Below are 13,304 nucleotides of genomic sequence, written 5' to 3'. Positions count from 1 at the left end.
ATATGAAGTTAAAAAACAGCTATCAGTTACTAATTTTAATACTTCTTTCAGCAACATCACTGCGGGCACAGCAAATGCTGACGATTGAAGATGCTTTAAAAATTGCATTAGAAAACAACTACGAAATTAAAATTGCAACGAATGATTTAAAAGCAGATCAGGCTAATAATACTATTGGTAATGCAGGAATGCTTCCCACACTGACTGCAAATGTAGTGGATAACAACAACATTCAGAATCTATCCCAAATTCGAATTGACGGAACGGAAAACAGCTTAAATAATGCTAAAAACAACAGTCTGAATTACGGCGTGAGTTTAGGCTGGACGATTTTTGACGGCATGAGTATGTTTGCCAAAAGAGCGCAATTTCAGGAACTTCAAAAGTTGGGGGAATCAAAATTAAAACTGAGCATTTTAACTAAAATTGGCGATGTTTATGAAACCTATTTTGATTTAGTTCAACAACAACAGCAATTAGCCGCTTTAGATTCAACTCTTGTCATTTCCAATCAGAGATTAGCTTTAGCCGAGAATCGTTTTAGCATCGGCAAAGCTTCAAAACTGGAGGTTTTAAATGCACAAGTTGATTTGAATACTGACAAAGTGATGTTGCTCAGGCAAAAAGAATTGTTTTCCAATACTAAAACACTCTTAAATCAGATTCTGGCCAGAGATACCAAAATTGATTTTATAGTAAATGATATTTTTAACGTAGATTCAGCTTTAAAACTGGATAAATTAAGTGAGTTGGCACAAAAACAAAACCCACAATTACAAGCACAAATCATCAATAAAAGAGTTGCCGAACTGCAATTGAAACAAGTAAAATCAACCAGATACCCCACAATAAGAGTCAGCTCTGGTTATAATTTTTCTGAAACACAATCCAGTTTAGGGTTTACCACCCAATCTTCGGCAAGAGGGTTTAATTATGGTTTTAGTGCTTCACTGAATTTATTTGACGGCTTTGCCCAACATCGGAATGAAAAAATAGCTCATCTGGCGATTGATAATGCTAAATTACAAATAGAACAGCAAAATCTAAATATTGAAACGCAGCTGGCTACCGCCTTTCAAACTTATTTAACCAATTTAGAACTCATTGAATTAGAACAAACAAATCAGGCAATTGCTAAAAAAAATCTGGACATCACGCTGGACAAATTCCACATTGGAACGATTACAACATTAGAATTCCGAACCGCACAATTGAATTATGTCAATGCAACCGTTCGTTACAGCAATGCTCAGTTTCAGGCAAAATTATCCGAAATCGCTCTGAAAGAATTAGCCGGAAAACTGGATTATTAAAATATATACCCGACAAATTAAAACCTCAAATACAGCTTTTTCAAGTCGTTTTTGAGGTTTATTTATTTAAAATGCCACAATAAAAAATTAATTTTACGCTAAATTAACTGATATGATTTCATACGACCCAAAAGACTGGATTACTTTTGTATTCCGTTTTCACAAAGCTGATACTTTCCGAAAGTTATTTCCTTTAATTCTGTTAATCGGATTTTATTCGGCGGCAGTAGCTTATCTCGAACTCGAATACTGGGACTTGCCTGAAGACAGCCGCGTAAAAAACATTTCTATAATGCACGGCATGCTGGGATTTGTTATTTCGCTTTTATTGGTTTTCCGAACCAATACTGCTTACGACCGCTGGTGGGAAGGACGTAAATTATGGGGCGCTTTAGTCAACAACAGCCGTAATTTAGCCTTAAAGCTTCATGCTATTTTAGATGATGAAAAAGACCGCGCTTTCTTTAGAAAAATTATTCCCGGTTATGCTTCTATTTTGAATAAACATTTAAAAGATGAAGAAACAAGTAAGCAATTATCAGAAGATATTATCCTGCCTGCAGATCATCATTATCACCGTCCTAATCAGGTGGCAAAAATGATATTTATGAGAATTAATGAGCTGTATAAAAATCAAAAAATCACAGGCGACCAATTGATTATTCTGAACAGCGAAATTCAGTCTTTTACAGATATTTGTGGTGCTTGTGAACGAATTAAAAACACACCTATTCCCTATTCTTACAGTGTATTTCTTAAAAAATTTATTTTTTTCTATGTCATGACACTGCCTTTTGGTTATGTTTTTAATCTGGGGTATTTTGTTATTCCGGTAGTTGTTTTTATTTTTTATGTATTGGCGAGTTTAGAACTTATAGCCGAGGAAATTGAAGAACCATTTGGACATGATGCAAATGATTTACCTACTGCTAAAATTGCCGAAAACATAAAAAAACATGTAGAAGAATTGCTTTAGATTATATAAAAATCAATTTTGAAAATTCAAAATTACATTCATTTTAAATAACAAAAAGAGACTTTAATAACTTTGAAGCTCGGCTGACAATGTTTATATTTGCAACCTTATTAAAATTTAGAAATGAAAATATCATACAACTGGTTAAAACAATTCATTAAAACCGATTGGAATTCAGAAGAAACAGCAGCATTACTGACTGATTTAGGTCTTGAAGTAGAAGTTGTTGAAAAATATCAATCTGTCAAAGGAGGATTAGAAGGTATCGTAGTAGGACATGTACTTACTTGTGAACCACATCCCGATGCTGACAGACTAAAAGTGACCACAGTTGATGTAGGAACCGGAACTCCAATACAAGTTGTGTGTGGTGCTGCAAATGTAGCCGCCGGTCAAAAAGTACCTGTAGCTACTATTGGAACCGTATTATACGATAAAGAAGGAAATCCATTTACCATAAAAAAAGGAAAAATCCGCGGACAGGAAAGTCACGGAATGATTTGCGCTGAAGACGAATTAGGTCTAGGAGAAAGTCATGACGGAATAATGGTATTAGACCCGGATTTGGTTCCCGGAACTCCGGCGGCAAAAGTTTTCAAAATAGAAAATGACGAAGTTTTTGAAATTGGCTTAACGCCAAATCGCGCCGATGCGATGAGCCATTTAGGTACAGCAAGAGATTTGAGAGCCGGATTATTGCAAAACGGAGTTAGCGTTGAATTAATCACACCATCAGTGAGTAATTTCAGAGTAGACATGCGTACTTTAAAAATAGATGTTAAAGTTGATGCTCCGCTTTTAGCCCCACGTTATTGTGGTGTTACCATTTCAGGAATTACGGTTAAACCTTCACCAGCATGGCTGCAGGATCGTCTGAAAGCTATTGGAATCAATCCAAAAAATAATATTGTTGATGTAACCAATTATGTTCTGCATGATTTAGGTCAGCCATTACACGCTTTTGATGCTGCAAAAATTAATGGTAAAATTCATGTAAAAACAGTTGAAGCGGGTACAAAATTCACCACTCTGGATGAAGTTGAAAGAACCCTACATGAAGAAGACCTGATGATTTGTGATGATAAAGGTCCAATGTGTATTGCAGGGGTTTTTGGCGGGCAAAATTCTGGTGTTACCAACAATACTACTGCAATTTTCTTAGAAAGTGCTTATTTTAATCCGGTCAGCATTCGAAAAACAGCCAAAAGACATCAGTTAAACACGGATGCTTCTTTTAGATTTGAAAGAGGAATTGATCCTACCATAACAGCTTATGCCTTAAAACGTGCTGCTTTATTGATTCAGGAAGTTGCCGGTGGAAACATAACTTCTGAGCTTACAGATATTTATACTAAAAAAATTGAGGATTTCACCGTCTTTTTGAATTTTGATAAAGTGACTAAAATTATTGGTCAAAAAATACCAAAAGACACTATCAAACAAATCTTAGTTTCATTAGACATAAAAGTAAACAGTGTATCAGATGCCGGATTAGGTCTTACAATCCCTGCTTACCGCGTGGATGTTCAGAGAGAAATTGATGTTATTGAAGAAATCTTGAGAGTTTACGGTTACAATAAAATTGATTTTTCAAACAAACTGAATGCGACCGTTTTTAACGCACCAAGAAACGAGGACTACAAACTTCAGAATATTGTCGGGAACCAACTGAATTCACAAGGTTTTCACGAAATGATGGCTAATTCATTAACCACAGCTTCGTATGTTCAGCTTTCTGAGATGTTAAAAGAAGAGCATAATGTAACCATGTTAAATCCGTTAAGTAATGATTTAGCTACTATGCGTCAATCCTTATTATTTTCAGGATTAGAAGCTATTGCCTATAATATTAACCGTAAAAATGCCGATTTAAGATTGTTTGAATTTGGAAAATCCTACCATAAATTTCTTTCCGGATATGAAGAACAAAAACATCTTACTTTATTTTTAACCGGTAACAAAAATCAGGAAAACTGGACAAATCCTCAAAAACCATCAGATTTCTTTTTATTCAAAGGATATATTGATGCAGTTTTATTACGTTTAGGAATTCATAAAACACAAAACAGTCCTGTAAAATCAGATGTTTTCTCAGAAGGAATTGCTATAGGTACCGGTCATAATGTATTGGTAGAATTTGGTGTTGTAAAAAAATCAATCCTAAAACACTTTGGAATCAAACAAGAGGTTTTTTATGCTGATTTTAACTGGGAAACTGTTTTAAAAACAATTCCAAACAAAATCAGATACAGCGAAATCACTAAATATCCTGAAGTGCGAAGAGATTTAGCCTTGCTTCTCGATCAAAGTGTAAGTTACGACAGTATTTATGCTATTGCCAGACAAACAGAAAAAAGTCTGTTGAAAGATATTAATCTCTTTGATGTTTACGAAGGTAAAAACTTGCCGGAAGGAAAAAAATCATATGCTTTAAGCTTTATTCTTCAGGATGATTCAAAAACACTTACTGATGCTCAGATTGATAAAATCATGGGCAAATTACAAAAGAATTTTGAAACAGAACTGGGAGCCAGTTTGAGATAAAGATAAAATACCGGAATATCAAAAAACCCATTTGCCGCGGCAAATGGGTTTTTCTTTTTAACAATTAATCTATTAACAAACAACTATGATTTTGGTAACAAAACAGCATTTACAACATGAATTACACCATTAGATTGATTTACATCAGCAATTGTAACCTGAGACATTCCTCCTTTTTCATCGGTAACATATAATTTTTTTCCTTTCATCCAGGCTGTCAAAGTTCCGCCACTTACTGTTTTCAGAGTCGCTTTTCCATTTCCGGCTTTAATTGCTTTTGCAATATCTGATGCATTCATTTTTCCCGCTACTACGTGATAAGTTAAAATGGTTTGCAACATTTTTTTGTTTTCCGGTTTTAATAAAGTTTCCACTGTTCCTTTTGGTAATTTATCAAAAGCGGCGTTTGTTGGGGCAAAAACGGTGAACGGTCCTTTTCCTTGTAAAGTTTCTACTAAATCGGCTGCTTTTACTGCTGCAACTAATGTAGTATGATCTTTAGAGTTAACAGCATTTTCAATAATATTTTTAGTTGGATACATTGGAGCTCCACCAACCGTTACTGTTTTCTGAGCGAACGAAGTGGCTCCAAATACTAATGCAAAAAATGCTACTGATAAAAATTTTCTGGTTTTCATAATGATACTTTTTTTAAAGTTATATAAAAGCATTTACGGCAATAGATTCGATTTGGTTTTAAAAAAAACAAAAAAAATATAAGCTGCTTATTTTTAAATCATTAAAAACAATATAAAATAAAAAATGAGGTTCTGTGAACCTCATTTTACTCTCTTTTTTAAATCCTGTTTATAAATTCTTAATCACAAACTCACTTCTACGATTCAATTCGTGTTGTTCTTCGGAGCAGGATTCACTTGGCTGGCATTTTATAATCTGAACGGTTTCTCCATAGCCTTTTGCAAAAATTCGCTTGGCAGGAATACCTTGACTTAAAAAATAATCTCTGGTAGAATTAGCCCTTTTGGCTGATAAATCTAAATTGTATTTATCATTTCCGCGATTATCGGTGTGAGAACCTATTTCGACTACCATTTCCGGATATTTTTTCATCAAATCAATTACTTTATTCAAAATTGGTTTTGATTCTTTTCTAATGTACCATAAATCATAATCAAAATAAATGGGATCCGTTTTAATCAATAAACGCTCTTTGTCTTTAACAATATCTTTTTCGGCAGCAACAATAGCGGCAATCTTCTCTTTTTTTCTGATTTCAGCTTCTGCAACTGCCTTTTTAGCTGCAGTTTCTTTTTCAATTTTAGCTTTTTCTGCTAGGATTGCGGCTTCTTTTTTAACAGCTTCAGGAGATTTTAAAGCCATTGAAGCATCATTGATTTTCTTTCTGTCTTTATACAATTTTAAGAACTTAGAAGATTTTGTATAATCCTCTTTAGAAGCGTGTACAGCATAACTTTTTTCACAATCTACTGAAAAAGAAAAACGCCCGTCGGCAGTAGTTATCACTGTTTGAATTTCTTTATCACTTACATCCTTTAAACTCACTATAGCTTTATTCAGCGGAAGTTTCGTATCGGTATCGGTAATAATTCCTGATATATACTGCATGCAATTTTCGACTACTAAAGGCTGAATTTCACTAATTTCATAAATATCATCAGCTCCTTTTCCTCCTTTCCGGTTCGAAGCAAAATAACCATGTTGCTTATCGGAATCAATTACAAATGAAAAATCATCATAACCTGAATTTACCGGTAAACCAACATTTAAAGGAGCCGTAAATTCGTTGTTTTTTATTTCGGAAACAAAAACATCCATGAAGCCGTATCCTGCATGACCGTTTGACGAAAAATAGAGTTTATTATCCTTTGAAATAAACGGAAACTGTTCTTTTTTATCCGTATTAATTTTGGATCCAAGATTTTTAGGGATTCCATAATCTGAACCTAAAATAGCTACACTGTAAATATCGAAAGAACCTAAAGAACCTGGCATATCTGAAGCAAAATACAAGGTTTTTTCATCCTGACTTAAAGCAGGATGTTCCACTGAATAATTATCACTATTAAAAGGTAAAGCGGTTATATTTCGCCATTTTCCATCAATCAATTCAGCTCTGAAAATTTGAAGAACAGAAACTTTATCTTCGTTTTTAACTCTTGCACCGTCTTTAGAATTATTACGTGTAAAATATACTGTTTTTCCGTTTTTTGTAAAAACAGCATTCGATTCGTGCAAAGGAGAATCTAATTCGACAGCAAACTTTTTAATAGAATCAACATTCACATTTTTAAGTGAAACCGACATGATATCTAAGTAACTCTCATTATTCCATTTGTACACTTTTTCAAAAGTAAAAGGCTTTCGTTTTACAGCTGAGAAGACAAGTTTATTTCCTAAAGGAACAGCACCAAATTCTGAATTTGGCGTATTGATATTCATGTTTTTAATAGCAAACCGATTACCTAAAGCCGAGATATTTTCTAAAATTAAATTTTCTTTTTCAAGATTCTCAATTGCTTTTTGGTTATTGGTACTCCAATAATAATCATGTAATACTTTATTGGCTTCATCATAATTTCCGGATGCTTTTAAAGTCTGCGAATATTTAAAATAATATTCAGCGTCAGCTGCTTCGGGAAATCTGGAAATCAAAAAACGATACTGTCGCTGAGCATTCGCATAATCACTCGTATAATAATAGCTGTCGGCTAAGTTTTTTACCACTTCTAAAGAGCGGTTCCTCTCTATAATTCTTTCATATACCGGAATAGCCTCGCTATAGTATGTTCTGTCAAATAAGCGTTTGGCTCTTTGTAAATCCTGTGTTTGCGCCTGAGTAAATTGTAATGTAAATACAATTAAAATAAGGTATATTCTTTTCATTGCTGTCATATTAAAAGAATCTAGGTGATTTATCATATCCTTTCCCTAAAAGATCGATATTAAACAAAACAAAAACTTCATGAGTCCCGGAATTGAACTGCCCTAAATTAGAAGTCGTATAGTCGTAAGCATAACCTAAATTGATAGTTGGGGAAATTTTAATACTCATCAAAGCACTCACCGAATCATCAAATCGATACGAAGCACCCAATTCAAATTTTTCATTAAACAATACATTGGCAGAAACATCTAAAGAAATTGCTGAACCGGCCACAATTTTAGACATAAATGCCGGCTTTAATTTAAAAGTATTGGATAAGTCAAAAACATAACCTCCGGTAAAAAACATATGAATTTTTTCGGAACCAAAAGCATTGATTCCGGCACGTTCTTCGATGTGTTTAGAAGAAAGTAGATTTGGTGCTGACAAACCTAAATAATAATGATCTGTAAAGTAATAAGCTCCTACGCCTATGTTAGGAAATACATTATTTATATTTTCTTCAAAAGCGGGATCTGTTGACGAGCCACCACTTTCAAATTGAAATCCGTTAAAATTAGTTTTAAAGGAAGTGAACCCCGCTTTTAATCCAAATGATAATTTGGCTGTAGCATTCAAATCTAAAACATAGGCAAAATCAGCATAGAAATTATCTTCTTTTTTTGCTCCGTCACCAATATCGTCAGAGATTAATGAAAAGCCCATTTCTACTTTTTTAGTTAAAGAAGTATGCCCAAAAAAATTGAAGGTTTTAGGAGCTCCTTCTATTCCTGCCCATTGCGAACGATATAAAACACCAAAATCTAACATTGCCTGAGTACCGGTTGCATAAGCCGGATTGACAATATTCATATTGTACATATAATGAGTGTATTCAGGATCTTGTTGGGCTGATGCTTTTATTATGATTAATAAAAAGCTTATAATAAGTATTTTTCTTTTCATTAGAAATTTAATTTTAGTGTAACAAAATCAACTATCGGTTTAAGTATAGTCTCCCCTGAGCTGGTTTTTTATTTCCTTTATTAAAATGAAGAATATAAAAGTAAACTCCGTTTGGAGCTACACCATCAATTCCTATTTTGTAATCTGAATTTCTACCATCCCAGGCCGGTTTATTTTTATTCCCTTTGAAAAGTATATTACCATATCTGTTAAAAATTTCTAATGAAAAATCAGGATACAAGAATTCAATTTGAGGTATTCTAAAAGTATCATTCACAGTATCTCCATTTGGCGAAAAACCATCCGGAATAAAAACAATACAATTGTCAAGCGTAAATGAAGCAGTGTTATTATCTACCACAATAGCACTACAACCGTTTGAATCATCGATTAAAGAATTAAGAGTAAAATTTGTAGTTCCAATATTTACTAAAACGGACATTGGTATAATAAAACTCGCTTTTCCTGAATTAACTTCTGCATTAATTGTTTGATTTGCAGCTACATTTGCTCCTGTTAACGTATAATCAAAAGTAAGATTAGTTACATCTCCTAAACCGGATAACTCAACCACCGTATCGCCTTCTAAACATTCATTCTTTATATCTAAAGAAATTCCTGATACATCAGGCGTAGCATTAATTATAAACCCTTTTGATAAAGTGGCTGTATTATAACAAGAAGTTGTTAAATTAATGATATTATTAATTGTAAATACAGTATTAGTACCTACATTGGTAAGTAAATTTGCGGGTAAAGAAAATGAAGCTGTTCCATTTACAGCAGTGAATTCTAAAGCCTGATTACTAGCTACATTATCGCCGGATAAACTATAAACTATTCTGTAATTTCCATTGGCTAAATTAGTGTTTCCTGAAATTTCAACTTCAGCATCATATCCACTACAAACCGAATTAATTGTTAGAGTTGCATCATTAATTCGTGGTAATGGAGAAATGGATAAAACATCTGAAATAACTCCAATTATATTATTACAAATGCCCGAAGACGATGTTTTTACAATGTTTTTAATTGTAAAAGTATAATTAGCTACGGCGGGAAGATTTAAACGATCAACATCAAAAACAAAAGTTCCGCTTATAAAATTCCCATTAACCGTAATGTTTTTTGTAGTACTGCCATTGTTTATAGAATAAGTTACATTATAATTCCCATCAGGAATAGGCTGAGGCCCTTTGGTCAAAGTTGCTGAATAAGTGGCAGATGTTATTTCGTCTTCACAAATATCCGAATTCACCACTAAAGTACTTCCTGTAAAATCCAATGGATCTTCAATTATAATTTGAACTGTCGATTGTGAATTCGTACAAATAGGATTTGAAGATAAAACAGTATATCTAAAACTATAAGTTCCTGCACCTAATGTATTATAGATACGTGTTACATCAATTATATTATCAACAGAATTTGACAATTCACTTGTTCCCGACAGCTCTGTCCATCTTCCACCCGCATCTTCATTAGCTAATCGCTCATTCAAATTTAAATTACTATAGACTGTTAAGTCATCCGTACTACATACTCTTAAATGCGTAGGACTCCCCGATACTGGTTTACGAAATACCGAAACAGAAACAGTAGCTGATTGTTCCGGACATGTATCCAAAGCCGGAATCGTATAGGTATATGAATAAGTGCCTGCACCTAAAACTTTTGGATTAATAATATTTCCTGATAATGTAGCCGGAGTATTATTAGCAGTCCACCTACCATTTTGCTGCGGAGCTAATTGCGTTCCGTCAAAAGCCTGAAATAAATTGAACGACTCTACATCATCACAAGTAGTAATATTAGGACTTGGAACCCCGGCATAAGGTCCAATTGTAACAATAACTGTGGCTTGATTATCCGTACAGCCTGAAGGATCCTGAACATAGGTATAACTGTAAATACCGCTGTTTCTAAGCGACTGAGCATCCAATATTCCGTTAAAGGTATTATCTCCAAGCGGTTTTGAATTATCTATCCAGGTTCCGTCCGGTGTCGGACTTCCGCCTAACAGATTAAAAAGATTAATACTTTTATTAACGGGATCCTGAATATTACAAATGGTGACCGTGGCATCTTCACCTGCACATTGCGAATAACTGTTTGTGGATAAAAGGCACAAAAAAAGAAAAGAACATTTTATAAAACTGGTTTTTATAAAAGAAAGTAGTTTTACTATCATACAGTACTTTTTAGGTTAAATTTGGAGTAAAGTAAAGCGAATGTAAGAAATAAAGCAGTAAGAATATCAAAAAAAATCGACAAAATACATTAAAGCATTTAGACAAAACTGCTTTTAAAATAAACTATAGCTTTTTATATTTTTAAAATTAAGTAAAAAATATTTCAAAAAAAAAGGTCCCGCAATTTGCGGGACCTTTAAATTATAAAAAAGTTTGAGAATTATTTTTTCTCAGATTTTTCCATTTTAGCTTTCAAAGCAGCTAATACATCATTGTTATCTCCTAAAGTTGCAGCTGGTGCATTAGTAGAAGCATTTGAAGTATTTTCAGTTGCAGCTTTCACGTTTTTCTCTTCTTCTTCACGGAAGATAGCAGTGTGAGAAGCAACTACTCTTTTGAATTCTTTGTTGAATTCAATTACTTTGAAATCTGCAGATTCTCCTTTTTTCAATTTCTTACCGTCTTCTTTTTCAAGGTGACGAGTAGGAATGAAAGCAACGATATCATCTCCAAATTCTACAGTAGCTCCTTTGTCAACGATTTCAGAAATTTCTCCGTTGTGGATAGTTCCAACAGCGAATGAATCCTCATACTGATCCCAAGGATTAGCAGTAGTTTGTTTGTGACCTAAAGATAATTTACGTCCTTCAACATCTAACTCTAATACAACTACGTCTAATTTTTCACCAACGTTTACAAATTCAGATGGGTGTTTGATTTTCTTAGTCCAGGATAAGTCAGAGATGTAGATTAATCCATCAATTCCTTCTTCTAATTCTACGAAAATACCAAAGTTTGTAAAGTTTCTAACGATACCTGTATGTTTAGAACCTACCGGGTATTTAGAAGTAATGTCAGTCCATGGATCCTGAGATAATTGTTTGATACCTAATGACATCTTACGATCGTCTCTGTCTAAAGTTAAGATTTGAGCCTCAACTACATCACCTACTTTTACGAAATCCTGAGCAGAACGTAAATGAGTAGACCATGACATTTCAGAAACGTGGATTAAACCTTCAACACCTTCAGCAACTTCGATAAATGCACCGTAATCAGCGATTACAACTACTTTACCTTTTACTTTATCACCTACAGTTAAGTTAGCATCTAATGCATCCCATGGGTGAGCGTTTAATTGTTTCAATCCTAATTGAATTCTTGTTTTCTCATCATCAAAATCAAGGATTACAACATTTAATTTTTGGTCTAATTCAAGAACTTCAGATGGGTGGTTGATTCTTGACCAAGAAAGGTCAGTAATGTGGATTAATCCGTCAACTCCACCTAAGTCAATAAACACACCGTAAGAAGTAATGTTTTTAACAACTCCTTCTAATACTTGTCCTTTTTGTAATTGACCGATGATTTCTTTTTTCTGTACTTCAATATCAGCCTCGATAAGCGCTTTGTGAGATACAACAACATTTTTGAATTCGTGGTTGATTTTTACCACTTTGAATTCCATAGTTTTGTTTACGTAAACATCATAGTCTCTAATTGGCTTAACGTCAATTTGAGATCCTGGTAAGAACGCTTCAATTCCAAAAACGTCAACGATCATACCACCTTTAGTTCTGCATTTAACGAAACCATTAACGATTTCTCCAGTTTCATTAGCAGCAATAACTCTATCCCAAGACTTGATAGTACGTGCTTTACGGTGAGATAATACTAACTGACCTGTTTTATCCTCACGGATGTCGATTAATACTTCAACCTTGTCACCTACTTTTAAGTTTGGATTGTAACGGAATTCATTTAAAGAAATAACACCTTCAGATTTAGCATTGATATCAACGATAACGTCTCTATCTGTAATTCTAACTACAACTCCTTCAACTACTTCTTCCTGATCTGTAGAAATGAAAGTTTTAGATACTAGTTCTTCAAACTCTTGTAAGTTTTTTTCATCTACTGCATCAATACCTTCTTCAAAGTTGTGCCAGTTAAAATTTGCTAAAAACTCTTCTTGTGATTTAATTTGTTCAGACATATGTTCTGATAAAAAATTTGTATTCTGTGTTCGCTCGAGTTTCTTAATGTGATAGAAAACAACAGAAGTTGTTTGTATAATTAGTTGATACCTAAAGGAAACTCCTATTCACCAAAAGGTGCGCAAAATTAAAACTTTTATTTGTAATCACAAAACAAATCACGCTGATAATCACCACTAAACCCAAACTCACCACTTTTTATACGCTTTTTTTCCTTTTTCAGCAGCACAAGGAGTTGGTTTTCAAACTACTTCCCTCCTGCTGTCCGTTCTATCTTTTTATTTTGTCAGGTTTAGATTTTACTTGTCAGGCTGAGCTTGTCGAAGCCATTTTCAAACAATAAACAATTCATGAATCAAAGGACAAAATAAAAAGGATGCCACTTCCATCAGGGCTATTTAGTTCGTTTTGTTTTCACAATAACTTTTGTAAAGATATTTTGATATATTTGAAACTTAATAAATTATTTAG

At 33.7% G+C, this 13,304-nt stretch carries 8 protein-coding genes; 3 read left to right on the top strand and 5 right to left on the bottom strand.

The window, feature by feature from the left end; all coding sequences use genetic code 11:
- Window positions 1-2: 2 nt before the first annotated feature.
- From ABS764_RS00960 to pheT, 3 genes are all read left to right on the top strand, one after another.
- The gene (locus ABS764_RS00960) at window positions 3-1,313 is read left to right on the top strand and encodes a TolC family protein (RefSeq protein WP_408079039.1); all 1,311 of its coding nucleotides are present in this window, start codon (window positions 3-5) and stop codon (window positions 1,311-1,313) included.
- A 112-nt stretch (window positions 1,314-1,425) separates the two neighbouring features.
- Entirely contained in the window at window positions 1,426-2,289 is an 864-nt protein-coding gene (locus ABS764_RS00955; protein WP_408079037.1) for a bestrophin family protein, read from the top strand.
- A 123-nt stretch (window positions 2,290-2,412) separates the two neighbouring features.
- A complete protein-coding gene (gene pheT / locus ABS764_RS00950; protein WP_408079035.1) occupies window positions 2,413-4,833 on the top strand; it encodes a phenylalanine--tRNA ligase subunit beta in 2,421 nt (806 codons plus the stop codon).
- Between the two features lie 83 nt (window positions 4,834-4,916).
- On the opposite strand, the gene ABS764_RS00945 is transcribed toward pheT, so the two are convergent.
- From ABS764_RS00945 to rpsA, 5 genes are all read right to left on the bottom strand, one after another.
- Window positions 4,917-5,471: a fasciclin domain-containing protein gene (locus tag ABS764_RS00945; protein ID WP_408079033.1), complete on the bottom strand. Its 555-nt coding sequence runs from the start codon at window positions 5,469-5,471 to the stop codon at window positions 4,917-4,919.
- 169 nt (window positions 5,472-5,640) lie between these two features.
- Window positions 5,641-7,698, bottom strand: coding sequence for an OmpA family protein (locus ABS764_RS00940; protein ID WP_408079031.1), 2,058 nt, complete (start codon window positions 7,696-7,698; stop codon window positions 5,641-5,643).
- Window positions 7,699-7,708: 10 nt separating this feature from the next.
- Window positions 7,709-8,644 carry a PorP/SprF family type IX secretion system membrane protein gene (locus tag ABS764_RS00935; protein WP_408079029.1) on the bottom strand — a complete coding sequence of 312 codons (936 nt, stop codon included), beginning with the start codon at window positions 8,642-8,644 and terminating at the stop codon, window positions 7,709-7,711.
- A gap of 31 nt (window positions 8,645-8,675) precedes the next feature.
- A complete protein-coding gene (locus ABS764_RS00930) occupies window positions 8,676-10,835 on the bottom strand; it encodes a gliding motility-associated C-terminal domain-containing protein (RefSeq protein WP_408079027.1) in 2,160 nt (719 codons plus the stop codon).
- Window positions 10,836-11,056: 221 nt separating this feature from the next.
- Window positions 11,057-12,832, bottom strand: a complete 1,776-nt coding sequence (gene rpsA / locus ABS764_RS00925) for a 30S ribosomal protein S1 (protein ID WP_408079025.1) — start codon at window positions 12,830-12,832, stop codon at window positions 11,057-11,059.
- Window positions 12,833-13,304: the final 472 nt, after the last annotated feature.

The organism is Flavobacterium plantiphilum, from assembly GCF_046000495.1.
GTDB classification, from domain to species: Bacteria; Bacteroidota; Bacteroidia; order Flavobacteriales; family Flavobacteriaceae; genus Flavobacterium; species Flavobacterium plantiphilum.
Note: the sequence above shows the minus strand (reverse complement) of the source record. Positions and strands in the feature narration are given on the sequence as shown.